This window comes from Micromonospora sp. NPDC049799, assembly GCF_040656655.1.
Lineage (GTDB): Bacteria > Actinomycetota > Actinomycetes > Mycobacteriales > Micromonosporaceae > Micromonospora.
On the sequence record NZ_JBFAMU010000017.1, the window covers coordinates 1 to 26,443 of the forward strand.

A 26,443-nucleotide genomic window follows, 5' to 3' on the forward strand; every position below is an offset into this window, starting at 1 on the left:
CACAGCCGCCGGCCGTCGTCACGGCCAGCGCCGCGACGACGGCGAGCCGGACCGGTCGGGGAGGCGGGTGCGGACGCCGGCACGGTGTGGACCGGCGGAACAGGGTGGGCGGCACGGACCGGTCCTCGGGGAGATATCGGGGAACGTCGCTGCGGCCGGGGGTGGCCGAGCCCATCGTAGGAGGATCGGGCGGCGGGGTGAAGGTCAGGTGAGCACGCGGTGCCCGGCGCGCTCCAACGCGATGACGGCCTCGCTCAGCCGTACGGCGGGAACCAGCAGGTAGTCGGTGTCGTACGTGGAGAAGGCAACCACGCTGACGCGGGCCGCGGCCATCGGATCCACCAGCGACGCCAGGGTGCCGGACACGGCGAGGTCCAGCGGGCCCGACACCCGCAGGCACCGCCAGGAGGTCTCCACCACGGCCTGTTCGGGTGCCCGGTCGGCCGGACAGATCACCGAGATCCCGTCGGCGGTCCAACTGACCGTCACGACGTCACCGTCGCTCAGGCCGCCCGGGAGGGTGGGCGGCAGGGAGGAGGCGGCCGCCAGGCGGCACACGGCGTACTCCCCCGGCAGCAGAGCGATATCGAGCATGAGGGCACCTTACGGCCTCGGTGAGCGCCCGCCCCAGCTTCGCCGCGTGCGTCGAACGCCACACCGGGTCGCAGGTCAGACCTCGGAGAAGAACGTGAGGGATCCGGCGACCCTCCCGTCGCTGAGCACCGGCGTGGAGATCGCGTCGACGGTCGCGTCGTGGTCGTCCTCCGAGGCCGCCTGGATGCGGAGCAGCCCGCGCGCGAGGCGACCGGAGGTGAGGGCCAGCATCGGGGGGATCTTGTCGATCTCAGCCTCGGTCAGCTCACGGGGGTTGGCGGTGAAGTCGAGCAGCCGCAGGCCCCCGTCCAGCAGCGGAAACCCGACGAGGTCCTCCGGGGCGCCCAGGCAGAGCAGCTCGCAGCCGGAGGCGGAGACCGCCACCACCTTGGTCTCGGCGTCGATGAGGAGGCACGGCTCCTCGGCGCGGGAGACGGTCGCCGACCACTGCCCGAAGTTGTCGGACTCCTGCTCCGTCGATGTCCCTGCCGCCGGCACGAACGCTTCCGAGAGCGAGAGTTCGACGTGGGCCACCGCGCCTCCTATGTACACCGACGGTATGTCCACGCTAGCCGGTCACGACTGCGGGCCGCAGGCCGCGCTGGAGTCGCCGGACCGCCGGTGGTGCCGGGTGCCCGGGCCGAGCGGCCGGCGACGGCGCGACCGACGGGTGCCGACCGCATCCGGGCCGCGTGGCGTCGCGGCTGACGTTACCGCCGGCCGGCCGGCTTGTCAGTGGCCGTTCGGCCCTCCTCGTACCACCGGTAGTCGGCAGCGGGACGGTACGTGCCGTTCATCCACGTGGACGGGTGCTGCGCGACCCGGGAGAGCTTCTCGGCGGTGGCCGGGCTGATCCGGCTGCCTCCGGCCACGAGCAGGCGGTCCAGCTCGCGGTGGGTGGCCATGAGGCAGTCCTTGGGCAGGCCGTACACGCTGATGACGCCGGAGCCGACGAACGTCAGCACCGGCGTCACCGGGATCGGCAGCCCCACGGCCTGGGAGAGGGCCTTGCTGGCCCGCTTGGCGTCCCGCCGGGCCTCGGCCACGTACGGGGGGCGCTTGCCGTTGATCTGCACCACGTCACCAGCCACCAGCACCCGAGCCCGGCCGTGGTCGGCGATGGTGACCGCGAAGAGCCCACTCGGGCCGATGGCGAGGAAGCCGGCCCGGTCGTCCTGGCCGGTCTCCAGCAGGAGGTCGCTCACGTCGGTGCGCGGCCACTCGATCACGTGCCAGGCCGGACCGAGGTGGTCGAGCTGGCCGAGCGCCCGCGCGCCGGCCGCCTCCAACCGCCGTGCGCCCCGTTCGGCGCGCCGCCGGCGCGCCCACTCCAACGGGGACGGACGGACCGGCGCGAGGACCCCGACGCTCTCCGCGCGGGGGTGTGGCACCGCCGCGGGCGGCAGTGCCCGGGCGGACGGTACGGTTCGACGAGCGGGAAAGACAGTCATCGCGACCTCCGGCAAAAGGTCCCTCGAAGTTATCTTCTCACTACCCTACGTTGCTACTCCCCCGGGTCGGCAAGTTGGAGCGCCGGAGTGAGTGCGGATGAATGCCATATTCATCCACAGTTGTTTTACCGGATACCGCCAAACCCTGCCTACGCTGCGAGGCGTGACCCACTACGTGGACAGCGAGGTCGCCCGGCTGGGCACGGTGATGCTGCACCGCCCCGGCCCGGAACTCGCCCGGCTGACCCCGCGCAACAACGACTCGCTCCTCTTCGACGCCATCCCCTGGGTGGGCCGCGCGCAGGAGGAACACGACGCCTTCGCCACCGCCCTGCGCGAGCGCGGCGTCGAGGTCCTCTACCTCGCCACCCTCCTGGCCGAGACACTCGCCGTCGCGGACGCGCGCGCCGAACTCACCGAGGAGGTGCTGCGCTCACCCCGCCTCGGCGACTCCCTGCGGGCCCGCGTCGCCGACCACCTGGCCTACCTGGACCCGGTCGCGTTGGCCGACGTGCTGATCGCCGGGCTGGCGCACGAGGAACTGCGGATCAGCCGGGACCGCCCGGGCGGCCTGGTCTACACCCTGATGGACCGGCACGACTTCGTCATCGACCCGCTGCCGAACCTGCTCTTCACCCGGGACTCCTCGGTGTGGATCGGTGACCGGGTCGGCGTGACCAGCCTCGCCATGCCGGCGCGGCGGCGGGAGACCACGCTGACCGACGCCATCTACCGGCACCATCCCCGCTTCGCCGGCACCGAGTTCGTCTACCACCCCGAACTGGAACACCTGGAGGGCGGCGACGTGCTGCTGCTCGCCCCCGGGGTGCTCGCCGTGGGCGTGGGCGAGCGGACCACCCCGGCCGGCGCGGAGCGCCTCGCCCGACAGGTCTTCGCCGCCGGCCTGGCGCACACCATCCTGGTCGTACCGATCGCGCAGGAGCGGGCGACCATGCACCTGGACACCGTCTGCACCATGGTCGACGTCGATACCGTGCTGATGTACCCGAACATCGCCAGCACGCTCATGGCGTACACCGTCATCGCCGGCGCGGACGGCGAGAATCCGCGGGTGGACGGCCCGGCGCCGTTCCTGCGGGCCGCCGCCGACGCGATGGACCTGGACCAGCTCCGGGTGATCGACACGGGCCTCGACCCGGTCACGGCGGAACGCGAGCAGTGGGACGACGGCAACAACACCCTCGCCCTCGCGCCCCGGCTCTGCGTCGGCTACGAACGCAACACCGAGACCAACGCGCAGCTCGAACGCGCCGGCATCGAGGTCATCCCCATCGCCAGCTCGGAGCTGGGCTCGGGCCGGGGCGGCCCGCGCTGCATGTCCTGCCCCCTCGTCCGCGACCCCCTCCGGGGGTGAGGAAGGGGCGCCGCGCGGTCAGCGGAGGGTCAGTTGGCGGCCGAGGAGGCCGTGCCGGGCGCGGCGACCGGCGGCGTCCAGGCCGGTGGCGTCGGCGAGAGCCTCGGCGTACCGCTTGGCGAAGTCGGCGACCGGCTGCTCCCAGTCGGCGGCCGGGACGTCCTCGGGCAGGTCCCAGACGGGGACCAGCCGTCCGTGGGCGCGGAACATGCCGGCGAACTTCGTCCCCTCGCCGAGGGTGAGGGTGCCGGCGACGCTGAGCCGGGCCAGCGCGTCCAGGGCGGCGTCCTCGTCGTCCGGGAGCACCCAGCGCACGTGCGCCTTCTCCGGGACCTGGCACCAGTACGCGGCCCGCGCGGCGGCCAGCCGGACGGTCGGGTAGATCGCCGCGTTCGCCCGCTCCAGGGACGCCTGCACGGTCGGATCGTCGGCCGCGCCCGGGTCGAGCCAGAACTCGAAGCCGTCGTGCATCGTGATCTCCAGCGGCCCGTCCACCAGGATGTCCTGGAGCCGAGGACCGGGGCCGGGCATCGGCGGTACGGCGACCTGGCCGCCCGGCTCGGTACGCAGCGCGCACAGCAGCGCCTCGGCCAGGTCGCGGGAGACGTCACCGGACTGCTGGTGGCGCTGGAGGCCGATGAAGACCCGACCGTCCGGCTTCGTCATGGCCGGCGCGGCCATCGGGAGCACGGTGGCCAGGACCACCTCGCGGTCGCCGAACTCCTCCACCAGCGCGGGGGTCAGCTTCAGCGGGGCCGAGGCGGCCGGCACGAGCTCGCGCAGGGCGATCCACTCCGGTTCGTCGGCCAACCCCTCGAACGGTCGGGGGACGAAGATGTCGCGAACCTTCTCCCGCTTCGGGGTGGTGTCCGCTGCTCGCTGGCTCTTTCGACGCTTGCTCACGGCGAGACAGCCTAGAGGCCGGGAGCGGGCCGGGTGGGGAGGACCCGCCTTCAGCCGGCGACCACCAGGTCCGGACGGGGTGCGGCGACCGGGTCGAACTCGGCCCAGACGCTCTGGCCGAGGCCGTCCCGCTCGACTCCCCAGCGGCTGGCCAGCCCGGAGACGATGTGCAGGCCGCGGCCGTCGGCGGCCTCCGGGTCGGCGGCCCGGATCTTGGGGCCCGCACCGGCGCCGCCGTCGGTCACCCGGAGCAGGATCCGCTGGCCGTCCGGGGACGCCCCCAGTCGCCACGACACCCGGATCACCCCGCCGGGCAGCGGGTCGGCGTGCCGGACCGCGTTGCCGACCAGCTCGGCCAGGACCGCGACCAGGTCGGCCAGTCGGCTCGCCGGGACGATCGGGGCCAGTTCGGCGGCGAGCCGGTGCCGGGCCAGCCGCGCTCCCGTGCCGTGGTGAGGCACCACCACGCACCATGCTCGTTCGGACGCTCGCGTCGACACCTCGCCCCTCCACGCCCCCGTGGCCACCACCGGTCACCCGCGGGGCAGCCGCACCTCTGCGACCGTACCGCCAGCGGCCCTCGGTCGGAGGGATACCCATCCATTCTGTAGTTCAACGATCCGGCGGACGAGGTAGAGACCCAGTCCGGCGCCCGGGTAGCGACGGCGGTCCCCGGACTCGCCCTGCCAGAACCGGTCGAAGGCGCGTTCCACGTGCTCCGGACGGATGCCGATGCCCTGGTCGCTGACCCGGAAGGAGACGGTCTGCCCGTCGCAGGACGCGGTGACGGTGATCGGGGTGTCGGGTGGGGAGTACTTTCCGGCGTTGGTGCTCAGCTCGGTCAGCACGGTGGCCAGGCTCGGCCGGTGACCGAGCGCCTTGGGCAGGTCGGCCGGCAGGTCGACCACCATCCGGTGGCGCAGGTCGGAGGGCAGGTCGGCGATCGCGGCCGCCAGGGCGTCACCGAGGTCGAACGGCGCGGGCGGCTCCTCGCCCGGCCCCGCGCCGGTGGCCGAGGAGAGCAGCCGGTCCACCAGCCGGGCCAGCTCGTTCGCCCGCTGTCCGATGACGCGGGCGGCCTGCCGCCGGTCCGCCTCGGTCAGGGACTCCCAGTGGTCGGTCAGGGTGTCCGCGTACCCCTTGATGACGGTGACGGGCGTCCGCAGCTCGTGGCTGGTCACCGCGACGAAGAGGTCCCGGTCGTGGTCACGGCGCTGCTGGTCGGTGATGTCGCGGAAGGTGACCACCCGCAGGATGCCGGGCCCGGGGAGCTCGCCGGAGGTGATTCGCAGCCAGCGGCCGTCCGGCAGCCGGTGGTCGAGGACCTGCCCGGACGGGGGGAGCGGGAAGGGCAGTGGCTGGTTGAGCGCCTGGGTGGCGGCGATGCCGGTGACCTCGGCGGCGGCCGGGTTCCACAGCCGGACCCGGTTGTCCCGGTCGACGACGGCCAGGCCGTCCGCGAGCGCCGCCACGACCGGCCCGTCGCCGTGCACCGGCAGGCCGCTCTGGTCGCCGTACATGTGGGCGATGCAGGAGGCGAGGTAACCGATCACCCCGTGCTGTCCGGCGTCCGGCTCGGTGCCGCCGGCCGGGTAGAGCGCGTGCAGGCTGCCCACGGTCAGCCCACCGATCTCGGCCCGGGAGACCACCATCGTGACGAGGTCCCGGCCGGCGAGTTCCGCGGCGAGCTTGCCGCGGAGGTGGTTGGTGCGGACCTGCTGGACCCGGTCGCCGGAGAGCAGGCAGACGGTGGCCGGGTCGTCGACCGGCAGCGGCCGGCCGACGGTCCACTCGACGGCGCCGGTCGCGGCGATCACCCGGCCTCCGGTCGGCGCGAACTCGACGAAGGCCATGCCGGCCGCGCCGAGCGCGGACTGGGCGACGCGGAGGAGTTGGTTGAGGACGGGGAGTCCGGTGTCCCCGGAGTTGATCATCTCGATCACCACGGTGTGGCCGGCGACGAGGGCGGGGAAGTCGATACGCTCCGGCATGGGGAGAGTCTGCCCCCTCGCCCGGCTCCCGGACACCCCCGCTCGGGGCGGTCACCGACCGAGACGGGCCAGTGCCATCGCCGGTCGGTCCGTGATGACCCCGTCCACCCCGGCGGCCAGGACCAGGTCCAGGTCCGCCGGGTCGTTGACGGTCCAGACGTACACCTGGTTGCCGGCCGCCCGAAGCGCGGGCACGAGCCCCGGACGGGCCCGGACCAGCGCGATGCCGGGACCGACGACGCGGGTGCCGAGCGGCAGCCGGCCGGGCCGCAGCCAGCGGGGAAGGACCTCCAGCAACAGCACCGTCGGCAGCGCGGGGGCGAAGGAGCGGATCCGGCGTACGGCCAGCGGGGAGAAGGACATCACCGTGACCTGGACCGGATCGTCCGGCGCGGGCCGGTGGAGGCCGTAGCGGTGCAGCAGTTCGACCAGCCGGCGCTCGACGTGCGCACCGTAGCGCGAGGGGTGCTTGGTCTCGATCAGCAACCGTACCGGCCGGCCGGCGGCGCGGACGGCGTCCAGCAGCCGTTCCAGGGTGAGCAGCCGGGTCCGCGAGTCGTCGAGGACCTCGTCGCCGTCGGCGGGCACGGCGCCGGGGTGCCACGAGCCGAAGTCGAGACTCTCCAGCTCGGCGAGCGTACGCACGCTGACCAGCCCGCGGCCGTTGCTGGTGCGGTCCAGCCGGCGGTCGTGCACGCACACCAGGTGCCCGTCCCGGGTCAGCCGGACGTCGCACTCCAACCCGTCCGCCCCCTCGTCGAGGGCGCGCAGGTACGCGGCGAGAGTGTGCTCCGGGAGGTCGTACGACGAGCCGCGGTGTGCGAAGACCAGGGGTCCACCCATGCCGTGGGCCGCCTTACAGGACCCGGCCCGGCTGTCCGTCCTGGCCGACCACCGGTCGACCGGCGGCGGCCCACTCACCCATCCCGCCCGCCACGTTGCGCACCTGGTCCCAGCCGTTGCGCATGAGGTAGGTGACGACCTGCGCGGAGCGACCGCCGGAGCGGCAGATGACGGCCACGTCGCGGTCGGCGGGCACCTCGGCCATCCGGGCCGGCAGCTCCATCATCGGCAGGTGGTGGGCCTGCGGGGCGTGGCCGGCGGCCCACTCGTCGTCCTCCCGGACGTCGAGCAGGTAGGTGTCGTCGGCGATCTCGGGCACGGTCACGGTGGGTACCTGGGGTCCGAACACGGTCACCAAGCCTAGACCCTCCGGCCGGGCCGGTCCGGTCGGCGGCGGATCGTGGCCACGGTTCCTCAGAGCTGGTTGATCCAGCGCGGGTTCGCGCGCGCCCACTCCGGCATCCGGGTGCCCCGGACCGCGGCGAACAGACCGCCGCCGCCGTTCTCCAGCACCACGTAGGAGACCTGACCGATGGTCTGCGGGTAGGACGGCACCCGCACCCCGCGCAGGGCGTCCGAGGGCAGGTCACGCAGCGCGAGAAGGAGGTCCTCCAGGGGTACGCCGTTGGTGTCCACGGTCAGCGAGTTGCCCACCGCGCGGATGAGCTGGTCGAGCTTGACCGGGTTGGTGGTCAGCGAGGTTCGGCCGGCGCGGTCCAGCATCGCCCGCAGCAGTTGCTGCTGGTGCGTCTGCCGGTCGTAGTCGCCGTTCGGCAGGTCGTAGCGCTGGCGTACGTAGTCGAGGGCCTCACCGCCGTTCATCTGCCGGCAGCCGGGGCTGAAGACCCGGTCGGTGTGGACCGACCGGACCTCGGTGTCGACGCACATGCGGACACCGCCGAGGAGGTCGATGACCTTGCGGAAGCCGGAGAAGTCGACCAGGGCGGCGCCGTCGAAGCGGATCCCGGTCAGCCGGGACAGGGTGGCCGAGAGCAGTTGGGTGCCGCCCATCCCGCCCCCGCCGTGCTCGTACGCGGCATTGATCTTGTCCTGTCCGCCGCCGTAGCCCCGGCGGGCGGGGATGGGGACCAGCAGGTCGCGGGGGACGGAGACCAGGAACGCCTCCCGTCCGCCGGCCGGGACGTGCACGATGAGGATGCTGTCGGCGCGGCGGTCCTCGGCGCTGCCGCTCTGCCAGCGGTCGGTTCCGACGAGGAGGTAGTTCAGCGGCCCGTCCGGGTCGGTCCGGTCGCGGCGGGCGCTCGGGTCGAGCAGTTGCTCCTCGACGACCACACGGTCGTACCGGTCCTGGAGCACGCGGAGGCCGACCACCGCGAGACCGGCCAGCAGTACAAGGGTCAGCCCGAGGCCGAGCAGGAACCGGGACCAGCGGGGGCGGGCGCGCGCGACGCCTCCGGTCCGCTCCCGGCCGTCCCGCCCCGACCTGGACGTGGTGCCTCCCTAGCCTGGCGTGAACAATCTTCACGCCAGGCTACGGGGCGGTCGCGCTGCGTCAGCAGGGTTCCGGGAATTCCCCGCCCTACTTGCGGGTGGAGAGCACCTCGGGGTTGGCGACCACGAAGTCGGCCAGCTTGTCCTGCCGGACGGCCCGGAACATCTCGAGGGTCTGCTCGCTGAGGGCTTCCCGGTTGTTCGAGTTGCCGTTGAAGGTGCCGCCGTTGGTGCGCAGCATCGTCAGGTCGCTGCCGCTGACCCCGCGCATCGTGAAGACGAAGTCGGCCACCGGCACACCGCCGGTGTCCAGCATGAACGCCTCGCCGGCCGCCTTGATCAGCCCGTTCAGCTTGATCGGATTGGTCAGCGTGCCGTTCTGGCTGGCCTTCTTGGCCATCGCCTTGATCAGCTGCTGCTGGTTCTGCTGGCGCGCGTAGTCGCCGCCCGTCAGGCCGTAGCGCTGCCGGGAGTAGTCCAGCGCCGCCCAGCCCTCCATCTCCCGGCAGCCCTTCTTGTGCACCACCGGGGTTCGTTCCTTGCCGGTCTTCTTGGCGTCCGCGTTCCACATCGGCTTACCGTCGACGTACGACATGTGGTACGACGTGACCTCCTGGCTGACGCAGATGCGCACCGAGCCCAGGGAGTCGATGATCTTCTTGAAACCGCCGAAGTTGATGATCGCCGCGCCGTCGAAACTGACCCCGGTGAGCTTCTTGATGGTCTGCGCCATCAACTGGGCTCCACCCTCCCAGCCCCCGCCGTTCTTGGCGCCGTGCTGGAAGGCGGCATTGATCTTGTCGACGCCCCCGTTCCAGCCACTCTTGGCGAACGCGGGGATCTCGGCCTCGGTGTCCCGGGGGATCGAGATCAGGTAGGCCTGGTCGTGGGTGGCCGGGATGTGCAGCACGATGATGCTGTCCGCCCGCACGTCGTCGGCGGCCCACGACTGGCGGGCGTCCACACCGAGCAGCAGCATGTCGATCGGGCCCTTGAGGCTCGCGCCGCCCTCGGCGTCGGACTTCCCCGCGTCGCCGAGGAGATTGCCCTGGGCGATGTTGCTGGTGGCCTGACCGATCACCGCCTTGCTGCCGACGATCGCGACGCCGCTGGTCACCATCAGCACGGCGCCGACGATCAGCGTGATGCGAGCCCAGAGCGGATCCTTGCGACGCTTGCGCTGGCGCTTCGACGGAGCGTCGGGCGTGCCGCCGGGGGGCCGGCCGTACGCGGTGCCGGTCGGTCTCCCGCCCGGAACGGGCTGGTGGGGGATACCGACGGAGGTTCGGGCGGACGGGCGGGATGGCTCCAGCGCCGGCGGGCGACCGCTGGTCTGAACCGGCATGCTTGCTCCAGTTCGCGTGGTCGGGGGGCGGCACCACTGTACGGACGCTTTTCCGTCCTGGCGAGGTCATCGCGCGGACAATTCCCGTTGTCCAGCCGTTGTCCCGGCGATCTGGCCGATCGTCCAGGTCAATACGACCGATCGGCGGCTGGCGTCCCCGCTCGAGAGGGCGAACCGCCGATCGGTATCGACGTCGGTGCGTGCCGGTGCGGCGTCAGCCGCCGGCGCTGTCCGTCTTCTGGTTGGCCTTCACCCAGTCGGTCATGGTGTCGGCGGCCATCGCCTTGTACATCCCCAGCGCCTTCTCCCGGTCGGAGACCACGACCGACTCGCCGTTGATCGTCTGGCTGCCGTTGTGCGGGCTGGTCACGAAGGTCAGGTTCTCACCGCGCAGATTGCGGAACTGGAGCGCCATGTCGACGAGCGAGAAGCCCTCGTCGACGGTCACCGCCGCGGTCACCGACTTCAGGAACGCGTTCAGCTTCTTCGGGTTGGTCAGCGTGCCGGTGCTCGCCGCCTTGTCCATCAACGCGCGGAGGAACTCCTGCTGGTGCCGCATCCGGTCGAAGTCACCGTTGGGGAACTGCTTGCGCTGCCGGATCCAGTCCAGTGCCTCGGCGCCGTCCATGTGGTTGACGCCCTTGGTGAAGGTCCGGTACGGCTTGTGGATCGAGGTGACCGTCCGCTCCACCTTGAGGTCCACGCCGCCGAGAGCGTCGGTGACCTGCTTGAAACCGGCGAAGTCGATCGCCATCACGTGGTCCATCCGGACGTCGGTGAAGCACTCGACGGTCCGTACGGCCAGCGGCAGGCCACCGAAGGCGAAGGCGGCGTTGACCTTGCCGCGCTGGCCCGAGCCGCACTCGGCGTTCGCGCCCTCCGGGATCGGCACGTAGAGGTCGCGGGGGATGGACACCAGGTAGGCCTCCTGGTGGTTGCTCGGGATGTGCATCACGATGATCGTGTCGGCGCGCCACTGGCTCTTCTGGTCGACCGGTGCGTCCGGATCCCGGGAGTCGGTGCCGACCATCAGGATGTTGAGTGCACCGTCGACGGCCTTGGCCGGGCGTCCGCCGGTGATCTCCGAGAACGGGTCGGTGCGGGCCAGGTCGTTGTTGAGGCCGCGGGCGTAGAACCAGGCGCCGATCCCACCGAGCAGCGCCAGCACCAGCACCGCCACGCCGGCCACCAGGCCGATCCGGCCCCAGCGTGGACGCGGGCCACGGCGACCGGGACCGCCCGGACCGCCCGGACCCTCGGGGCCGGACGGCCCGCCGGGGCCACCTGGGCCGCCGCCCTGCGGCGTGTCGTACGACGGGTACCAGCGGGCGTCCGCCGGCCCGGCGCGCCCGGCGTCCCGGCCGGAGCCGGGCACCGACGCGCGCCCGGCGCTGCGGTGCAGGTACGGGAGCGGGACACCGGCTGGCGTGGTCGCTGACATGTAACTCAGGGTACGTAGGTCGGGCCAGTGTCGCCCCGAAGCGGAGCCGGAGTGGGTGGACCGGATCCGGGCGGCGGCTACCCTAGCCGCTCGCGGAAGTACTCGATCGTGCGCCGCAGGCCGTCGGAGGGCGAAACCTCCGGCTCGTATCCGAGCAGCTCACGGGCGAGCGTCAGGTCGGGCCGGCGCATCTCCGGGTCGTCGGCGCTGCGGGTGACGTAGGTCACCTCGGAGGCGCTTCCGGACAGTGACACGATCGTCTCGGCCAGTTGCCGCATGGTCATCTCGTTCTCGGTGCCGCAGTTGATCGGCCCGGTCTCGGTCGAGTCCAGCAGCAGCAGGATCCCCCGGACCAGGTCGGCCACGTAGCAGATCGAGCGGGTCTGGTTGCCGGTGCCGTGCACGGTGATCGGCTCGTTGCGCAGGGCCTGCGAGATGAAGGTCGGGATGGCCCGGCCGTCGTCCGGGCGCATCCGCGGACCGTACGTGTTGAAGATCCGGACGATGGCCGCGTCCAGCCCTCGGCTGCGGTGGTACGCCATGGTGGCGGCCTCGGAGAAGCGCTTCGCCTCGTCGTAGACGGCACGGATGCCGATCGGGTTGACGTTGCCCCAGTACGTCTCGCGCTGCGGGTGCTCCTTCGGGTCCCCGTACGCCTCGGAGGTGGAGGCCATCAGGAACCGGGCACCGTCGGCGGTGGCGCGCTCCAGCAGGTGCAGGGTGCCCACCGAGCCGACGCGCAGGATCTCCACCGGCAGCTTCTCGAAGTCGGTCGGGCTGGCCGGTGACGCCATGTGCAGGATGGCGTCGAACCGCTCGGCGATCGCCGGGTGGTGGGTCGGCAGGCCGTCGGAGATGTCCGCCTCGACCAGGGTGAAGGTCGGCTTGTCCAGCAGGTGGGCGACGTTCTCCTTCGACCCCGTGACGAAGTTGTCCAGCACGACCACGGTGCAGCCGCGGGCGATCAGTACGTCCACGAGGTGTGACGGGACGAAGCCGGCGCCGCCGGTGACGAGGATGCGGTGGCCGGGTCCGAATCGTTCAGCAACCTTCATGGGCGCCAGCCTACCGGTGTAAGGAGGGGCCCCCTGACAACGCCTGGCGTTGTACAGGGGGCCCCTCTCAACAAGCGGTGCGGGTCAGTGCGCGCCGGCTCCGGTCAGGGAACGGACCTCCAGCTCGGCGTACTTGTCGTCGTCACGCTCCTTGGAGATGACCGTCCCGATCCAGCCGCAGAGGAAGCCGAACGGGATGGACAGGATGCCCGGGTTGGACAGCGGGAACCATTGCCAGTCCTGGTTGGGGAACATCGAGGTGGGTGCCCCGGACACCACCGGCGAGAAGAACACCAGGAGCACGGCGGCGAGCAGGCCGCCGTAGATCGCCCACACCGCGCCGGAGGTGTTGAACCGCTTCCAGAACAGGCTGTAGAGGATCGCCGGCAGGTTGCCCGACGCGGCGACCGCGAAGGCCAGCGCCACCAGGAAGGCCACGTTCAGGTTCTGCGCGAAGATCGACAGGGCGATCGAGACCGCGCCGATCCCCAGCGCGGAGATCCGGGCGACCGCCACCTCCTGCCGCTCCGACGCCTGGCCGTTCCGCAGCACGTTGGCGTAGAAGTCGTGGGCCAGGCTGGACGACGACGCCAGCGTCAGGCCGGCCACCACCGCCAGGATGGTGGCGAACGCGACCGCGGCGATGATGGCGAGCAGGGTGGCCCCGCCCAGGTCACCCCCGAGGAAGTCGATGCCGAGCCGTTCGGCCAACTGTGGTGCGGCGGTGTTGCCGGCCTTGTCCTGGGCGGTGATCGCCTCGCTGCCGACCAGTGCCGCCGCGCCGAAGCCGAGCGCCAGGGTGAGCAGGTAGAACGTGCCGATGATGCCGATCGCCCACAGCACGCTCTTGCGGGCGGCCTTCGCCGTCGGGACCGTGTAGAAGCGGATCAGGATGTGCGGCAGGCCGGCGGTCCCGAGCACCAGCGCGATGCCGAGTGACAGCAGGTCCACCTTGTTGTAGAAGGTCTGGGTCGCGTTGCCGGCCACCTCGACGCCGTACCGCAGTCCCGGTTCGAGGAACGCCGACCCCTTGCCGGACGAGGCGGCGGCGTCGCCGAGCAGCGACGACAGGTTGAAGTTGTACTTCGCCAGCACCAGCACCGTCATGATCGTTGCGCCGCCCATGAGCAGGAACGCCTTGACGATCTGCACGTAGGTGGTGCCCTTCATCCCGCCCACGGTGACGTAGATGATCATCAGGGCGCCGACCATGATGATGGTGGCGATCTTCGCGGCGTCCGCGTCCATGCCGAGGAAGGTCGTACCCGGCTTGATGCCCAGCAGCAGCGCGACCAGCGCGCCCGCGCCGACCATCTGGGCCAGCAGGTAGAAGATCGACACGGTGATCGTGGAGACCGCCGCCGCCGTACGCACCGGGCGCTGCCGCATCCGGAACGCCAGCACGTCGGCCATCGTGTAGCGGCCGGAGTTCCGCAGCAGTTCCGCGACCAGCAGCAGGGCCACCAGCCAGGCGACCAGGAAGCCGATCGAGTAGAGGAAGCCGTCGTAGCCGTACAGCGCGATGATGCCGGCGATGCCGAGGAACGAGGCCGCCGACATGTAGTCGCCGCCGATCGCCATGCCGTTCTGGAAGCCGGAGAAGGACCGGCCGCCCGCGTAGAAGTCGGTGGCGGTCTTGGTCTGCCGGCTGGCCCAGATGGTGATGGCCAGGGTCACCGCCACGAAGACCAGGAACAGCGTGATGGTGAGGTTCCGGGCGGTGGTGTCGCCCGCCTCAGCCGCGAGGACCATGCTCATGGGTCACCTCTCCCATCTCCGCGCGGATCCGGTCGGCGACCGGGTCGATCTTCCGGTCGGCGTACCGGGAGTAGAGCCAGGCGATCAGGAACGTGGAGACGAACTGGAGCAGACCGAAGACCAGGGCGACGTTGATGTTGCCGACCAGCTTCGTGCCCATGAAGTCCCGTGCGTACGCGGACAGGATCACGTAGAGCGCGTACCACAGGAAGAACGCGACGGTCATCGGGAAGATGAAGCCGCGCAGCGCGCGCCGCAACCCGGCGAACTCGTCGGACCGTTGAACGGCGACGTACCGCTCCGCCGTTGACGCGGCGGGTGTGGCCGGGGGTGTGTCCGTGGACATCTGTGGATCACCACCTTCACAGGCATCGGGGAGTTTCGCGCACGGTAGAAAGCGCGCTCCCCGCCGGGGAAGGCCGAGATCGGCGTCGGTCGACGGCTGCGCCGAACGGCAGCATGGCTGCGCCGAGTGACCTGGGTCACTCCGGTGAACGGTACGGCCGGCGGGGGCTCACGTCAGCTCGCGGTACCGGCCCCGGTAGTGCAGCAGCGGATCCGTCTCCTCGACCAGCTCGACGGCCTCGACGGTGGCCTCGACCAGCAGCGCCCACCCGTACTCCCGGGCCGTGTCGAGCCGGCACCCCGCCCACCCGCCGGCGTCGGTCGGCACCGGGCCGTAGGGGGTCTCGGTCCACGCGCCGGCCGCGAAGAGCCCGCCGGGGGACGGGAAGAGACCGGCGAACCGGTCGGCCAACTGGCGGTGCGCCGGGCCGAGCGGCGCCACCGCGAACCGGCCCGCCTCCTCGACCGCCGCCCACAGGTCCGACTCCGCGTCGATCAGGCCGAGGAGGCGGTCCGGCTCACCCTCCGCGACCAGCGTCGAGGACACCGTCAGGCCCGCCGGCCCGGGCGCCGTCCAGAGGGTCACCGGCGACGCCAGTCGGCCCCGAAGCCGGCGTACGGGGGAACGCTGGTCGGCGGGTACGGCGAACGGGTCGGTGTGGTGGATCTCGGCGCCCGGCTCTGGATTCACGTGAAACATTGTGCCGTCCCTCGACCGGGCCCAGCCGAGGAAGCGCCGGTGCAGGTCGGCCGGTGGCAGGTGAGTGCGACGAGCCTGATGTCTGGGAGACATGATCATGTCACCCAGACATCAGCCTCTCGGCAACTCCGTCTCCGTCCGCCGGACTGATCGGGGGCTGACGGAACCCCACCCCACGCTCTACCGTGCGGGCATGTCCCGCGTGAGTCCCGAGCACGTCGCGAACGTCCGCGTCGTCACCGCCGCCGCCGTCCTCGCCGAGGAGTTCGACCTGGCGGCGTACCCGCACCGGCACCTGGCGATGGTCGCCCACGCCGGCTTTCACGGTGAGAACCTGGCTCAGCTCCTTGCCGCCGCCGACCTGCTCACCGAGCACGGCTGGGACCTGCTCACCGTCAGCCAGCTCGGCGGCGGCCTGCACGCGTTCCTGCGCCGGCGCGAGGGCGTGCCAGGTCCCCGTACGCCGGCCTGATCAGTCGAGAGTGCGGCGGGCGGCGGCGAGGACCTCGAGGTCGACGCAGCCGGCGGCGTAGCCGGCGATGCGTCGGCGGATGTCCCGGCGCAGCAGCCACGTCCCGACCCGGTCGGCGAGCGGACGCAGGTACGCCGGCCGGCAGCGGAAGCTGTACCGCCAGGTGGCCACGGTGTGGCCCGGTTCCGGGGCGGGCGCGAACCGCCACCCGCCGGCAAACATCTCGAAGAACCACGGCCCGCGCACCATCTTCATGCCGACGTTGGTGGGAGGCGCGAACGAGACGTACTCGCTGATCATGGTCAGCCCGTGCCGGGATCGGGTGAAGGTGCGGACACCCTTGCCGGGACGGGTCGCCCCACCGGTGAAATGCTGCTCGCGGACGAACGGATCCCACCGGTAGCGGACCGGCGCCGTCGTCTGGGACACGGCGAAGGCCACGTCCGGGGGGACCGGAACGGTTACCGCCGCCTCGACGACCGGCATCAGCGGCGGGGGGTGACGGTGGCGAGCAGTTCCGGTTGGCGACGGTCGAGGACGTCTCCGGCGAGGTACGCGCCGAGCAGCGCCGCACCCAGCCCATACGCCGCGCCGACCGGCAGGGCCACCCACAGCCACAGGTCGCCGAGCAGCGCGGCGGCCACCACCATCGGCACCGCCGCGACGGCCGAGGCGAGCATCGACAGCAGGGTGAGGAAGCTGCGGGCCACCCCGGCGCCGGAGTTCATGGCGAACGGGTTGCTGGTCTCCGGCAGGGAGTACGCGCCGAGCACCGACAGGAAGGTGTTCACCGCCAGCCCCGCGCCGTACGTGGCGAGCAGGCTGCCGGCGGTCAGCCCGATCCAGCCCGGCTCGCCGAGGATCAGGGCGAGCGCCAGCGAGATCGCCACCACCAGCGGCAGCACGTAGAGGGAGAACGCGGCCATCCGGGCGCGCAGCTCCACCTGGCCCGGTACGCCCGCGACCACGTTCGCCGCGTACGCGCTGCCGTCGAAGCCGAACTGGTTGGCCAGGGTGACGGCCGCGAGCACGCCGACGAAGACCATCGAGAGGCTGACCAGCACGGGCGACGACTCGCCGGTGGTGGTGAAACCCTGCTCGTCGACGGTGAAGCCGGAGCCACCGAAGTTGACCATCGCGGGGACGAAGAGCCCGACCACCGCGAGCGTGATGAGGTTGGCCCGGCGCCGTGCGTCCCGCCACCAGTAGCGGGTCTCCCGGGCGACCAGCGCGCCGAAGCGGTCCCGCCGTAGCCAGCCCACCGCGCGGGGGAAGAGTTGGGCGACGGGGCCACCGGTGGCCGTCCGGGCGGCCGGGGCCGGACCCGAGGTGGCCGCGCCGACCATCGCCGACTCCAGGGACCGGGACCACCAGGCGAGCAGTGCCACGATCGCCGCCACGGTGATCAGCAGCTTGACCGGGGCGGCCCAGACCCGGCCCTGGGCCAGATCGATGCCGGCGGTCCACGGCGCGCCGAAGGGCGTCCACCCGATCACCTCGGCGACGGGGGTCAACCGGTCCCAGTCGGTCTCCTGCATCGCGGCCACGCCCGCCAGCTGCAACGGCCCGAGTAGCGCGGCGAGCACGGCCAGCAGGACGGCGGCCAGGTCACGGACCCGGCGGGACCGCAGCATGCTCGCCAACGCGCTGGTGACCGCCCGCGCGGCAGCCACGCAGAGCAACAGCCCGGCCACCACCCCGACCGCCTGCACTCCGGCCGCGGACCAGCCGCCGAGCGCCCCGGCGGTGACCACCAGGCCGGCGAGCGCCAACAGCACCGCCACCGTCGGCACGCTCACCAGAGCCGCCGCGAACAGGCCGGTCACCAGAGTTCGGCGGGACAGGGGCAGCAGCGCGAACCGGGCCGGATCGAGCGTCTCGTCCACGCCGAAGAAGACCAGCGGTAGCAGCAGCCAGCCCAGCACGATCAGCCCGCCGCCGAAGGCGGCGACCAGCTGCGCGGACACCTCCCCGTCGGTCAGCCCCGGCAGGGCGAAGAGGAGGAACCCGACGGCGGCGAACTGCAACCCGACCAGCGAGCCGACCACGAACATCGCGATCCGCCACCCCTGGCCGCGGAAGTTGTTGCGCAGCACCCGCAGCTTCAGTCGGACGAAGTGCCGGGCCGAGACCGGGCGGGTCGGCTCGGCCGGTGCATTCACCGTGACAGCCACGCCAGCTCCTCGCCGGTCGCCGTACGGCCTCCGACCACCTCGACGAAGACCTGCTCCAGCGAGCGGTCCCCGCGTACCTCGGTCAGGGTGCCGACCCGCTTGATGGTGCCGGCGGCGAGGATCGCCACGTGGGTGCAGAGCCGCTCCACCACCTCCATCACGTGGCTGGAGAAGACCACCGTGCCGCCGCCCGCCACGTACCGCTGGAGGATGTCGCGGATCAGCGCGCCGGACACCGGGTCGACCGCCTCGAACGGCTCGTCCAGCACGAGCAGCCGGGGGCCGTGCAGCAGCGCGCACGCCAGGCCGATCTTCTTCTTCATGCCCGCCGAGTAGTCGACCACCAGGGTCCGCCCGGCGTCACCGAGCGCGAGCACGTCGAGCAGCTCCGCCGCCCGCCGGTCGACGACCGCCGGGTCCATGCCGCGCAACAGACCGTGGTACGCCAGCAGCTCCGCGCCGCTCAGCCGGTCGAAGAGGCGTACGCCGTCCGGCATCACGCCGAGCAGCTGCTTCGCCCGTACCGGATCCGCCCACACGTCGTGACCGAGCACCGTGGCGGAGCCGGCGTCCGGCCGGAGCAGGCCCACCGCCATCGACAGGGTGGTGGTCTTGCCGGCCCCGTTCGGGCCCAGCAGCCCGTAGAAGGACCCGGCCGGCACGTCCAGGTCGACGCCGGCCACGGCCACCTTGCTGTCGAAGCGCTTCGCCAGGCCCCGTAGCGCCAGGGCGGGGTGCTCACCAGTCATGCGTCAGACCGTATCCGGCGACGGCCACATCGCGGATCCCGGCAGGTGGGCTCCAGGCAATGATCGACTCGACATCATTGAAGTCGGGGTGTCCGCCTCACGTTTTCAGCCCGACTTCAATGACATTGAGTGGATCTACCGCCCGATGACCGGATGTGGCCGGCCGTTGTCCTTCTCCCACTCGGCGAACGCCCGATCCCGGTCCGGGTCGTCGGTGAGCAGCCGCCAGTACTGCTCCACGACCCGCCGAGCTTCGGGAAGTGGGTAGTGGGTCCGGAGCGCCTCGTTCCAGAGGCACCCGAGGTCGACTCCCTCGGCGCTCAGCTCGGCGGCCCAGGCGTTGCCCTCCCAGCTTTCGGTCTCCTTGCGACCGAAGGCGATGTCGTGCAGGTCGGCCAGCAGGTCCAGGCACAACTCGTGGACTGACTGGATGTCGTCGGTCAACCACATCCCGAAGTAACGGAGCCGCTCGTCGGCACGGAACTCGGCGCACCCGTTCGTGTTCCAGTAGAACTCGATCTCCATCCCTACAGCCCGGGGTAGGGGTGCCGGCGTCCGTTGCGCTCCTCCCACCGTGCCAGCGCTGGTCCGCGCTCCGGCTCGCCAGCCAGGAGCCGCCAGTACTGGTCGGCGATCCGGCGTGTCTCGGCGAGGGTGTAGTGGGCCGAGAGTGCGTCGCGCCAGAGGTTCTGCAGGTCGACGCCCTGTGCGCTGAGTTCGGCGGCCCAGGCGTTGCCCTCCCAGCTCTCGGTCTCCTTGCGGCCGTTGGCGATGTCATCCAGGTCCGCAAGGAGATCGAGGCAGGTGCTGTGATCGGCCTGTACGTCTCCCACCAGCCACATGCCGATGCAGTCGAGCCTCGAATCCTTCGCGCGGTACTCGGCCCGCCCGGTCTCGGTCCAGTAGAACTCGATGGCGCTCACGGGGTGCCTCCAGCACGACGCAGGACGGGATAGCCGTGGCTGAGTTTGCCACTCACCGGGTCGTAGAAGCCTTCAAGGTTGATACCTCGGAACGTTGCCGACCAACGACCTGACTTCGGGTCCTTGACGACGTCCGGTGCGTCGAAGGCGCGAGTGACGGCACGGTCGACCTGTTCCGGCGTCCATCCGTCCGGGAAGAAGGTGCTACCACCGCGCTTCTGTCGCCATTCGCCTGTGCGGCGGTTCTGGAACGCCACCTCGCCGCGGTACACGCCGGTCTTGCGGTCGCGGGCCGTGATCTCGATCAGCTTTGCGCCGGGTGGGTCGATGCCGCCGGGCCGGTGGTGCCAGCCGGAAGCGCGGCCGTCCCGTTCGCCGACCATGGTGTGCCGGAGTCGTTCCGGAGTCATCGCGTCGCGCCGCTGCCCGGTCCTGGCCCGCCTCTTCTGCTGCCGCAGGTAGGACATCGCGGTCCGGATGACGCCGCCGCGGGCCCGCCTACCCATCGAGCAGCATGGTGATCACCTGGTCGATCAGCAGACCGACGATCTCCCGGGTGATCATCTGGAAGACGGGGATCTCGGCGAGGGTGGCTCCGAAGCTCACGGCGGCGGTCGCCACCGCCTGGGCGATCTGGATCGCCAGGATCGCCAGCTGCACGATCACCTGGATCTTCAGCGCCAGCACGATCGCCCCAGTGATCATGAGGCCGGTGCCGGCCAGGACGGCCGCGAGGGCCCCGTCCTCCAGCACGGGGATGGGCCCTTCGTGCTCCGTCCAGTAGCCCTGGAACGCGTCGATGTCGGCACCGGCGTTACCGGCGGTGACCTGCGCCGCCGCCTGCTGGGCCTGCGCGGTCAACGTCTGCATGGTCCCGCTGAACTCCAGCCAGCGTTGCCCCATCTCGAACAGTGCCGTCTCGTCCGAGCGCGGCCAGTCGTACCCGATCATGCCGAGCACGGTGATCAGCTCTCCCGGCAGTTGCAGCCCCACGTCAGCTCACCCCAGCCCCTGGCCGAGCCCGGTGAACCCCTCGGCGATCGCCTGCTCGTTCACCTCGTGGAGGTACGCCATCCGGTTCAGGTCGACGCCGACCACGCCCAGCTCCTCCATCACCGACTCGAAGCACTCCGCCGCGTACGCGGTGACCTCCTCGCACGCCGCGCCGATCAGCCCGCCGATCTCGTCGTCACCCCAGGGGGCGCCCAAGGCGGACAGGTCGGCCAGGAACGTCCGCAGCTCGGTGAGGAACTGGTCGGAAACGTCCTGCAGGCTGGTGCCGGCGGCGCGCAACCCGTCCGGGTCGATGGCGCGCACCACGTCAGGGCCGCCGACCGGAGGCGAGCCGTTCCTGCACGTCGGTCAGCGCGTCGATGAAGCCCTGCAACTGCGGTACGGCGGTGCGCTGCACCTCCTGGAGCTGGGCGAGCACGGCCGCCGTGTCCGGCGGCGTGACCGCCCCGGCCAGCGCCGTACGCAGGTCGGCGAGCGCGGCGTTGGTGGCGAGCCGGATCTCCTCGGCGAGGGTCTCCGACGGCGTACGCATGAGGCGCGGGTCGATCCACAGGCTCTCGACCTCGCCACCCGGCACCGCCACGACCCGGACCATGCCGTCCGCCGCCTCGCCCACACCGCGCACGTCGGCCGAGGGCTCGGGAGCAGCTCCGGGACCATCCACGGTGGAACGCCCGAGCGCGGCCAGCATGTCGCTGATCGATCTGTTGAGTTCGGAGGGGTGCGTCACGCCCGGGAGTGTAGCCATCGCCTCACACTTCGTTCAGCCCCCTGAGCGGTCCCCTGTGGATGCAACCGGTCGCGCCGGTCGGGGGTGAAACGGACAGGATCCGATCGGGGGAGGGCCGTTGGACACAGACGACGGGTTCGGGGAGTTCTACCGGACCAGCAGACACCGCACCGTGACGGTGCTCTACGCGCTCGGCGGTGACCTGGGGGAGGCCCAGGACGCCGCGCAGGAGGCGTACGCGCGAGCGTGGCAGCGCTGGTCGACGATCAGCACGTACGGCGACCCGGAGGCGTGGGTCCGCACCGTCGCCTACCGCCTTCTGGTCAACCGTTGGCGCAAGATCCGCAACGGGATCGTCGCGTACCGCCGGCACGGGCCCGACCCGCACGCCGGCCCACCGTCGGAAAACACGGTGGCCCTGGTGGCGGCGCTGCGCCAACTCCCCGCCGAACAGCGGCAGGCCATCGTCCTGCACCACCTGGCCGACCTGTCGGTCGCCGATATCGCGGCGCAGACGAACACGCCGCCCGGCACCGTCAAGGCCCGCCTCGCCCGGGGCCGCAAGGCCCTGGCCGTCCTGCTCGACACGACCCTCTCCGAGGAGGCTTGCCATGCCTGACCCAATCTTCTCCGACCTCTACCGGGACACCGAGCACCTGACGTGGTCCTCCACCGAGCAGGTGCTCCGGCGTGCCCGACAGCGCACCCGGCGTACCCGGATCGCCGCCGGGCTGTCCAGCGCCGTGGCCGTCGCCGTGGTCGCCACCGGCGGAGTCGCCGTGGCCGGTCGTACGGACAACTCCCCGCTGCCTCCTCCCGCAGCGTCTCGAACGTCCTCGAGTGGGATCCCGTCGCCCACCGGGAACCCGACGCCGACCGGGGAGCCCTCGCCGAGCGCCTCGCCGTCCGCTTCGCCGTCCACCAGCGGCCGACCGTCGGGTGCCGGCGGTTCGGCGGTTCCCGTGGCCGCACTGCTCCGTGCCTCGGACCTGCCGTCCGGCTACCGACCAGCCGGGGACGACCTGGACGGGGACTGGAGCCTCGACGCCGTCGCCACCCGGTGCACCAACAGCCCACCGCCGTCGACCGTCGACCACCAGGCCGAACGGGGTGTGGTGTTCCGGGCCGACGGTGACAGGACGGTCATCGAACGGGTACGCCGGTACACCGGGGCCGAGGCGGAGGTCGAGGTGCGCCGATTCGTTCGGCTGGTGACCAGGTGCCAGCCGGAGTTCTCCCTCTGGGAACGGAACTTCGTCGGCGACCAGTCGCTGCTGGTCGCCCAGGAGTCCGAGGGTGTCTTCACCAGCTGGCTCGTCCTCCGGCAGGGTGACCTGGTCGCGGAGATCTGGCTGGGTAGGAGCACGACGTTGGACGGTGCCAAGCCGCTCGCGCAGCGGGCCGCCGAGCGCCTCTGCGCCGGTACCAACGCCTGCTGACAGGTGTTAACAGGGGGCCCTGGCGAAGGGGCCGGCGGAGCATGCTGCGCCGGAGCGCCGCCGGCCCCTTCGTCCTCTACCGGAGGCGTTAAGAAGGTGCCCTTCCTTGCAGGCGAAGGGCTTCGGGGGCGTGCAGGCGGAGCATCGTGGGGCCCACGTCGGACGGGACGCGGCGGCGGGTCACCATCGACACCGCCACCATCACGGTGAACGCCAGGGGCACTGTCCAGGCGGCCGGCTGCGTGGTCAGTGTGGCCGGCCACCCGGACAGCGGTGGCCCCAGCACCGTCACCAGCACGGCCCCGACCGCGGCTCCGCCGCCGACCAGCACCCCGGCGGCGGCGCCGAGGTCGGTCAAACCCCGCCACCAGATCCCGAGCACCAGCAACGGGCAGAAGCTGGACGCGGCGACGGCGAAGGCCAGGCCGACGACCTGCGAGACGTCCAGGCCCGAGACGTTCAGCGCGAGGACCGCCGGCACCGACCCGGCGATCACGGTGGCCAGCCGGAAGCCCCGCACCGAGCCGCGCCCGAGCACGTCCGTGGAGATCACCCCGGCGACGCTGGTGAGCAGCCCGGACGAGGTGGACATGAAGGCGGCGAACGCACCGGCCGCGACCAGCGCGGCGAGCAGCCGACCGGTGGTGCCGTCGCCGAGGGCCGCGCCCGGCAGGAGCACCACCACCGCGTCGGTCTGCCCGGTGACGAGCAGTTGTGGGGTGTAGATCCGGCCGAGCACCCCGTAGATGGTGGGCAGCAGGTAGAAGGCGCCGACCAGGGCGAGCACGACCAGCGTGGTCCGGCGGGCGGCGGCGCCGTCCGGGTTGGTGTAGAAGCGTACGAGCACGTGGGGAAGGCCCATTGTGCCGAGGAACGTCGCCAGGATGAGCGAGTACGTGGCGAAGAGTCCCCGATCGTCGTCCCCCACGGTGCTGGGCAGCAGCCAGTCGGCGGCGTCGGTCGCCACGCCGGAGACCTCCGGCACCGGTTCCCCGGCGGCGAAGGACACCTCGTCGCCGGGGCGTACCTCCTGGACCCGGCCGTCGGGCAGGGTGAGGGTCGCGCGGTCGGAGACCACGACGGTGGTCGCGGTCCGGAACGTCGGCCCGTCGGGCGGGGTCACCGCCGGGCGGGCGTCGGCCTGCCACTGCAGTGCCAGGAAGATCGCCGGTACGGCGAGCGCGGTCAGCTTCAGCCAGTACTGGAACGCCTGGACGAAGGTGATCGCCCGCATGCCGCCGAGCGCCACGTTCGCGGTCACCACGGCGGCCACCACCAGGGCACCCACCGGGTACGCGGCCCCGGTCAGCGTGGCCAGCGTCAGTCCCGCCCCCTGGAGCTGCGGCACCAGGTACAGCCAGCCGATGAAGATCACGAAGACGGTGGCCAGGGTGCGCAGCCGCCGCGAGCCGAGCCGCAGCTCGCAGAAGTCGGGCAGGGTGAACGCGCCGGAGCGGCGCAGCGGTGCGGCCACGAACAGCAGCAGCGCCAGGTAGCCGGCGGCGAAACCGACCGGGTACCAGAGGACGTCGACGCCGTACTTGAGGATCAGGCCGGCGACGCCGAGGAAGCTCGCCGCCGACAGGTACTCCCCGCCGATCGCGGCGGCGTTCCATGTCGGGCTGACCGTCCGGGAGGCGACCAGGAAGTCCGACGTGGTGCGTGCCAGCCGTAGACCGTAGAAGCCGATGCCGACCGTGACCAGGGTGACCGCCACGATCGCCGGGACGACGTACTCGTTGTCCATCTCAGCGCTCCGGCCGCTGGACCAGGTCGGTGAAGTCCTGCTCGTTGCGCTCGGCCCACCGCACGTACGCCCACCCCACGAGGACGAGGAACGGGAAGGACACCACCCCGAGCAGCAGCCACGGCAGGTTCACCCCGAGCACGGTGACCCGGCCGACCGAGGGCGCGATGGCGAAGAGCCAGGGCAGCCCCCCGAGACCGATCAGCACCACCAGCGACAGCCGCAGCGCGAGCGCCAGTTGCGCGCGGACCAGTCCCCGGACCAGCGTCTCGCCGATCCGGGTCTGCTCCGCCAGTTCGGCGCGGGTGCGTTCCGCCCGGTCCTGCCGTCGGGACACCTCGGCCAGCACCACCCGCGTCCTCGTGACCGCCTCGTCCCGGTGCGGCCGTCGCTGGTCCGGCGCTCCCGGGCGGTCTGCCGCACGGGGCGCCCGGACGGGATCGTCGGCGGCGGCCACCCCGGCAGTCTCGCCCGACCAGCGCGATTGTCAAGGGCGGGGCGCCCGTCACCAGCGCGGGTACGGGCAGGTGACCACGTTCCCCCGCGGTGGCTCGGCGGCGAGCAGCGCCCGCGCCCGTGCCCGCCCCAGGTTCCACGTCCGGATTCCGTCGTCGGGCAACTCCCCGGCGATCTCCCTGAGGGCGCACGAGCGCAGCGGCTCGGGCAGCCGGTCCAGGGCGGGCACGGCGTCGGCGGAGAGCCCGGCCAGGTAGCCGGCGTCGACCCGGCCGGTCTCCCGGTGCCGGTCGACGTTGCGCTCGGCGATCAGGTGGTCCGGGTTCACCACCGCGAGGCCCAGCAGGGCGAGCACCGCCGTGCCCAGCACCAGCCGGGGAAGCCACCCCGCCCGGAGCCGGAGCACCGCCACCCCGACCAGCACGAAGAGCAGGCCGAGCCAGAGTTCCACCGCCGCCACCACCAGTCGCAGCCGCGTCGCGCCGTACGCGTCGGCGTACACGTTCATCCGGTAGAGCGCCGATGCCACGATCACGAGGCTGAGCAGCGTGAGCCCACCCAGCAGGACCCGGATGAGGGTTCGGTCGGCGGTGCGGTCGCGCGGTGCCCAGCGGACCGCCCCGCCGATCACCAGCAGGGTGAGGGCGGAGACCGCCAGCAGTTGCCAGAAACCGCTGCGGGCGTACTGGGCGTAGGTGGGCCCGGCTGCGCCCAGCACGTGGTCCGAGCCGCCGAACAGCACGGTGACCTGCACCAGCACGAACGCGGCGAAGAGCGCGTCGAGAAGCGCCAGCGGCAGCACCCACTCCATCCGCCGGACCGACCGGGCCGGTGCCGCCCGCAGGCCGCCGAGGTCCGGTGGCCGGGCCAGCAGGTACGCGCCACCGAGCAGGCCCGCCCCGATTACCAGGAACCGGAAGGCCCACGCCACCACACCGGGCGGGGAGACGTCCGGCAGCACGTCGGCGACCAGGTCGGCGAAGACCGCGTCGGCCGAGGAGAACAGCAACCCGAACAGGACCAGCAGGCCGAGTGACACGGCAACGCTGGCCAGGCTCCGGGCCACACCGCCCCCGCCGCCCGTGCCGGCCCGCCGGTCGGCGAGCCCCCGCGCCGCCCAGGGCAGGGCGCGGAACGCGGCCACCGGTGGCAGCAACGCCGCCATCAGCATGCCCAGTGGCGTACGTCCACCGCTGACCGCGAGCGTGGCCGTCGCCGCCGCGGCCAGCAGGCAGAGGACGAACAACCAGCCGGCTGACCGGACCGTACCGACGGAGACCAGCGCGACCGTGGCGAGAGCCCACACCAGCCGTGTCGTCCGCCCCGGTGCCCCCGTGGCGCCGGGACGGACGGCCGATCCGGGGGCCGGCCGTCCCACCTCGACCCGTGGCGGCTCATCACGTCGATGTCCCGGACGAGCACCAGCTCCTCGTGGTTGGCCTCGAAGGTGGTGGTGAGCACCTGGGCCGGGTCGACCCGGAGGCCG

Annotated in this window: 31 protein-coding genes and 1 pseudogene; 4 read left to right on the forward strand and 28 right to left on the reverse strand. The window is 71.9% G+C overall.

Going from position 1 to position 26,443, the window contains the following annotated elements; all coding sequences use genetic code 11:
* Positions 1 to 204: 204 nt before the first annotated feature.
* From AB0I76_RS03205 to AB0I76_RS03215, 3 genes are all read right to left on the reverse strand, one after another.
* The gene (locus AB0I76_RS03205; protein WP_357029219.1) at positions 205 to 594 is read right to left on the reverse strand and encodes an ACT domain-containing protein; all 390 of its coding nucleotides are present in this window, start codon (positions 592 to 594) and stop codon (positions 205 to 207) included.
* A 75-nt stretch (positions 595 to 669) separates the two neighbouring features.
* On the reverse strand, positions 670 to 1,128 hold the full coding sequence (locus tag AB0I76_RS03210) for a hypothetical protein (protein ID WP_357029222.1): 459 nt from the start codon (positions 1,126 to 1,128) through the stop codon (positions 670 to 672).
* Positions 1,129 to 1,304: 176 nt separating this feature from the next.
* Complete coding sequence (locus AB0I76_RS03215) at positions 1,305 to 2,045, reverse strand: hypothetical protein (protein ID WP_357029225.1); 741 nt, start codon at positions 2,043 to 2,045, stop codon at positions 1,305 to 1,307.
* A 208-nt stretch (positions 2,046 to 2,253) separates the two neighbouring features.
* Here AB0I76_RS03215 and AB0I76_RS03220 point away from each other — a divergent pair, with 208 nt between their 5' ends.
* On the forward strand, positions 2,254 to 3,420 hold the full coding sequence (locus tag AB0I76_RS03220; RefSeq protein WP_357029302.1) for an arginine deiminase: 1,167 nt from the start codon (positions 2,254 to 2,256) through the stop codon (positions 3,418 to 3,420).
* A gap of 18 nt (positions 3,421 to 3,438) precedes the next feature.
* Here the strand turns inward: AB0I76_RS03220 and AB0I76_RS03225 are convergent, their stop codons facing one another.
* The 12 genes from AB0I76_RS03225 to AB0I76_RS03280 form a co-directional block, all read right to left on the reverse strand.
* On the reverse strand, positions 3,439 to 4,323 hold the full coding sequence (locus tag AB0I76_RS03225; RefSeq protein ID WP_357029228.1) for a DUF5926 family protein: 885 nt from the start codon (positions 4,321 to 4,323) through the stop codon (positions 3,439 to 3,441).
* A 50-nt stretch (positions 4,324 to 4,373) separates the two neighbouring features.
* Positions 4,374 to 4,790, reverse strand: coding sequence for an ATP-binding protein (locus tag AB0I76_RS03230; RefSeq protein WP_357029231.1), 417 nt, complete (start codon positions 4,788 to 4,790; stop codon positions 4,374 to 4,376).
* Positions 4,791 to 4,856: 66 nt separating this feature from the next.
* Complete coding sequence (locus AB0I76_RS03235) at positions 4,857 to 6,314, reverse strand: PAS domain-containing sensor histidine kinase (protein ID WP_357029233.1); 1,458 nt, start codon at positions 6,312 to 6,314, stop codon at positions 4,857 to 4,859.
* 51 nt (positions 6,315 to 6,365) lie between these two features.
* Complete coding sequence (locus tag AB0I76_RS03240) at positions 6,366 to 7,157, reverse strand: glycerophosphodiester phosphodiesterase family protein (protein WP_357029236.1); 792 nt, start codon at positions 7,155 to 7,157, stop codon at positions 6,366 to 6,368.
* Between the two features lie 13 nt (positions 7,158 to 7,170).
* Complete coding sequence (locus AB0I76_RS03245; protein WP_357029238.1) at positions 7,171 to 7,506, reverse strand: rhodanese-like domain-containing protein; 336 nt, start codon at positions 7,504 to 7,506, stop codon at positions 7,171 to 7,173.
* A 65-nt stretch (positions 7,507 to 7,571) separates the two neighbouring features.
* Positions 7,572 to 8,489 (reverse strand): LCP family protein, encoded by a 918-nt coding sequence (locus AB0I76_RS03250; protein WP_357029241.1) that lies wholly within the window; start codon positions 8,487 to 8,489, stop codon positions 7,572 to 7,574.
* A gap of 208 nt (positions 8,490 to 8,697) precedes the next feature.
* A complete protein-coding gene (locus AB0I76_RS03255) occupies positions 8,698 to 9,954 on the reverse strand; it encodes an LCP family protein (RefSeq protein ID WP_357029244.1) in 1,257 nt (418 codons plus the stop codon).
* A 214-nt stretch (positions 9,955 to 10,168) separates the two neighbouring features.
* Positions 10,169 to 11,395: an LCP family protein gene (locus AB0I76_RS03260; protein WP_357029246.1), complete on the reverse strand. Its 1,227-nt coding sequence runs from the start codon at positions 11,393 to 11,395 to the stop codon at positions 10,169 to 10,171.
* Between the two features lie 77 nt (positions 11,396 to 11,472).
* Positions 11,473 to 12,450 carry an NAD-dependent epimerase/dehydratase family protein gene (locus AB0I76_RS03265; RefSeq protein WP_357029249.1) on the reverse strand — a complete coding sequence of 326 codons (978 nt, stop codon included), beginning with the start codon at positions 12,448 to 12,450 and terminating at the stop codon, positions 11,473 to 11,475.
* Positions 12,451 to 12,534: 84 nt separating this feature from the next.
* A complete protein-coding gene (locus tag AB0I76_RS03270) occupies positions 12,535 to 14,208 on the reverse strand; it encodes a cation acetate symporter (RefSeq protein ID WP_357029252.1) in 1,674 nt (557 codons plus the stop codon).
* On the reverse strand, positions 14,186 to 14,554 hold the full coding sequence (locus AB0I76_RS03275; protein WP_357029255.1) for a DUF485 domain-containing protein: 369 nt from the start codon (positions 14,552 to 14,554) through the stop codon (positions 14,186 to 14,188). The genes AB0I76_RS03270 and AB0I76_RS03275 overlap by 23 nt, the downstream gene beginning before the upstream one ends.
* Positions 14,555 to 14,722: 168 nt before the next feature.
* Complete coding sequence (locus AB0I76_RS03280; RefSeq protein ID WP_357029258.1) at positions 14,723 to 15,346, reverse strand: flavin reductase family protein; 624 nt, start codon at positions 15,344 to 15,346, stop codon at positions 14,723 to 14,725.
* A gap of 100 nt (positions 15,347 to 15,446) precedes the next feature.
* Here AB0I76_RS03280 and AB0I76_RS03285 point away from each other — a divergent pair, with 100 nt between their 5' ends.
* The gene (locus tag AB0I76_RS03285; protein ID WP_357029261.1) at positions 15,447 to 15,725 is read left to right on the forward strand and encodes a transcriptional regulator; all 279 of its coding nucleotides are present in this window, start codon (positions 15,447 to 15,449) and stop codon (positions 15,723 to 15,725) included.
* Here the strand turns inward: AB0I76_RS03285 and AB0I76_RS03290 are convergent, their stop codons facing one another.
* From AB0I76_RS03290 to AB0I76_RS03330, 9 genes are all read right to left on the reverse strand, one after another.
* The gene (locus AB0I76_RS03290; RefSeq protein ID WP_357029264.1) at positions 15,726 to 16,211 is read right to left on the reverse strand and encodes an SRPBCC family protein; all 486 of its coding nucleotides are present in this window, start codon (positions 16,209 to 16,211) and stop codon (positions 15,726 to 15,728) included.
* Positions 16,211 to 17,899, reverse strand: a complete 1,689-nt coding sequence (locus AB0I76_RS03295; RefSeq protein ID WP_357029267.1) for an ABC transporter permease — start codon at positions 17,897 to 17,899, stop codon at positions 16,211 to 16,213. Before AB0I76_RS03295 ends, AB0I76_RS03290 begins: the two co-directional genes overlap by 1 nt.
* Entirely contained in the window at positions 17,884 to 18,648 is a 765-nt protein-coding gene (locus AB0I76_RS03300) for an ABC transporter ATP-binding protein (RefSeq protein ID WP_357029270.1), read from the reverse strand. The genes AB0I76_RS03295 and AB0I76_RS03300 overlap by 16 nt, the downstream gene beginning before the upstream one ends.
* Before the next feature lie 135 nt (positions 18,649 to 18,783).
* A complete protein-coding gene (locus AB0I76_RS03305; RefSeq protein ID WP_357029273.1) occupies positions 18,784 to 19,173 on the reverse strand; it encodes a hypothetical protein in 390 nt (129 codons plus the stop codon).
* Between the two features lie 2 nt (positions 19,174 to 19,175).
* Positions 19,176 to 19,571: a hypothetical protein gene (locus tag AB0I76_RS03310; RefSeq protein WP_357029276.1), complete on the reverse strand. Its 396-nt coding sequence runs from the start codon at positions 19,569 to 19,571 to the stop codon at positions 19,176 to 19,178.
* Entirely contained in the window at positions 19,568 to 20,038 is a 471-nt protein-coding gene (locus tag AB0I76_RS03315; protein ID WP_357029279.1) for an EndoU domain-containing protein, read from the reverse strand. The genes AB0I76_RS03310 and AB0I76_RS03315 overlap by 4 nt, the downstream gene beginning before the upstream one ends.
* A 31-nt stretch (positions 20,039 to 20,069) precedes the next feature.
* Positions 20,070 to 20,564: a hypothetical protein gene (locus AB0I76_RS03320; protein WP_357029282.1), complete on the reverse strand. Its 495-nt coding sequence runs from the start codon at positions 20,562 to 20,564 to the stop codon at positions 20,070 to 20,072.
* 6 nt (positions 20,565 to 20,570) lie between these two features.
* On the reverse strand, positions 20,571 to 20,888 hold the full coding sequence (locus AB0I76_RS03325; RefSeq protein ID WP_357029285.1) for a hypothetical protein: 318 nt from the start codon (positions 20,886 to 20,888) through the stop codon (positions 20,571 to 20,573).
* A 4-nt stretch (positions 20,889 to 20,892) separates the two neighbouring features.
* Positions 20,893 to 21,315, reverse strand: a complete 423-nt coding sequence (locus AB0I76_RS03330) for a YbaB/EbfC family nucleoid-associated protein (protein ID WP_357029288.1) — start codon at positions 21,313 to 21,315, stop codon at positions 20,893 to 20,895.
* Between the two features lie 118 nt (positions 21,316 to 21,433).
* On the opposite strand from AB0I76_RS03330, the gene AB0I76_RS03335 reads away from it, so the two are divergent.
* Both AB0I76_RS03335 and AB0I76_RS03340 read left to right on the forward strand, forming a co-directional pair.
* Complete coding sequence (locus AB0I76_RS03335; RefSeq protein WP_357029291.1) at positions 21,434 to 21,934, forward strand: SigE family RNA polymerase sigma factor; 501 nt, start codon at positions 21,434 to 21,436, stop codon at positions 21,932 to 21,934.
* Entirely contained in the window at positions 21,927 to 22,754 is an 828-nt protein-coding gene (locus tag AB0I76_RS03340; RefSeq protein WP_357029294.1) for a hypothetical protein, read from the forward strand. Before AB0I76_RS03335 ends, AB0I76_RS03340 begins: the two co-directional genes overlap by 8 nt.
* 88 nt (positions 22,755 to 22,842) lie before the next feature.
* On the opposite strand, the gene AB0I76_RS03345 is transcribed toward AB0I76_RS03340, so the two are convergent.
* The 4 genes and pseudogenes from AB0I76_RS03345 to AB0I76_RS03360 all read right to left on the reverse strand — a co-directional run.
* Complete coding sequence (locus AB0I76_RS03345) at positions 22,843 to 24,501, reverse strand: cation acetate symporter (protein ID WP_357029297.1); 1,659 nt, start codon at positions 24,499 to 24,501, stop codon at positions 22,843 to 22,845.
* 1 nt (position 24,502) lies between these two features.
* Entirely contained in the window at positions 24,503 to 24,853 is a 351-nt protein-coding gene (locus AB0I76_RS03350; RefSeq protein WP_357029305.1) for a hypothetical protein, read from the reverse strand.
* Positions 24,854 to 25,006: 153 nt separating this feature from the next.
* Positions 25,007 to 26,263 carry a DUF4173 domain-containing protein gene (locus AB0I76_RS03355; protein ID WP_357029299.1) on the reverse strand — a complete coding sequence of 419 codons (1,257 nt, stop codon included), beginning with the start codon at positions 26,261 to 26,263 and terminating at the stop codon, positions 25,007 to 25,009.
* An 86-nt stretch (positions 26,264 to 26,349) separates the two neighbouring features.
* Positions 26,350 to 26,443, reverse strand: a pseudogene (locus AB0I76_RS03360) (GTP cyclohydrolase I FolE); the annotation flags it as partial.

Bases quoted from the DNA above. Each gene is read 5' to 3' on its own strand.
- AB0I76_RS03255 (WP_357029244.1), bottom strand. From the start codon at position 9,954: ATGCCGGTTCAGACCAGCGGTCGCCCGCCGGCGCTGGAGCCATCCCGC.
- AB0I76_RS03275 (WP_357029255.1), bottom strand. From the start codon at position 14,554: ATGTCCACGGACACACCCCCGGCCACACCCGCCGCGTCAACGGCGGAG.
- AB0I76_RS03285 (WP_357029261.1), top strand. From the start codon at position 15,447: ATGTCCCGCGTGAGTCCCGAGCACGTCGCGAACGTCCGCGTCGTCACC.
- AB0I76_RS03240 (WP_357029236.1), bottom strand. From the start codon at position 7,157: ATGGGTGGACCCCTGGTCTTCGCACACCGCGGCTCGTCGTACGACCTC.
- AB0I76_RS03215 (WP_357029225.1), bottom strand. From the start codon at position 2,045: ATGACTGTCTTTCCCGCTCGTCGAACCGTACCGTCCGCCCGGGCACTG.
- AB0I76_RS03345 (WP_357029297.1), bottom strand. From the start codon at position 24,501: ATGGACAACGAGTACGTCGTCCCGGCGATCGTGGCGGTCACCCTGGTC.
- AB0I76_RS03340 (WP_357029294.1), top strand. From the start codon at position 21,927: ATGCCTGACCCAATCTTCTCCGACCTCTACCGGGACACCGAGCACCTG.
- AB0I76_RS03270 (WP_357029252.1), bottom strand. From the start codon at position 14,208: ATGAGCATGGTCCTCGCGGCTGAGGCGGGCGACACCACCGCCCGGAAC.
- AB0I76_RS03220 (WP_357029302.1), top strand. From the start codon at position 2,254: ATGCTGCACCGCCCCGGCCCGGAACTCGCCCGGCTGACCCCGCGCAAC.
- AB0I76_RS03260 (WP_357029246.1), bottom strand. From the start codon at position 11,395: ATGTCAGCGACCACGCCAGCCGGTGTCCCGCTCCCGTACCTGCACCGC.
- AB0I76_RS03315 (WP_357029279.1), bottom strand. From the start codon at position 20,038: ATGTCCTACCTGCGGCAGCAGAAGAGGCGGGCCAGGACCGGGCAGCGG.
- AB0I76_RS03280 (WP_357029258.1), bottom strand. From the start codon at position 15,346: ATGTCTCCCAGACATCAGGCTCGTCGCACTCACCTGCCACCGGCCGAC.
- AB0I76_RS03290 (WP_357029264.1), bottom strand. From the start codon at position 16,211: ATGCCGGTCGTCGAGGCGGCGGTAACCGTTCCGGTCCCCCCGGACGTG.
- AB0I76_RS03205 (WP_357029219.1), bottom strand. From the start codon at position 594: ATGCTCGATATCGCTCTGCTGCCGGGGGAGTACGCCGTGTGCCGCCTG.
- AB0I76_RS03265 (WP_357029249.1), bottom strand. From the start codon at position 12,450: ATGAAGGTTGCTGAACGATTCGGACCCGGCCACCGCATCCTCGTCACC.
- AB0I76_RS03235 (WP_357029233.1), bottom strand. From the start codon at position 6,314: ATGCCGGAGCGTATCGACTTCCCCGCCCTCGTCGCCGGCCACACCGTG.
- AB0I76_RS03300 (WP_357029270.1), bottom strand. From the start codon at position 18,648: ATGACTGGTGAGCACCCCGCCCTGGCGCTACGGGGCCTGGCGAAGCGC.
- AB0I76_RS03305 (WP_357029273.1), bottom strand. From the start codon at position 19,173: ATGGAGATCGAGTTCTACTGGAACACGAACGGGTGCGCCGAGTTCCGT.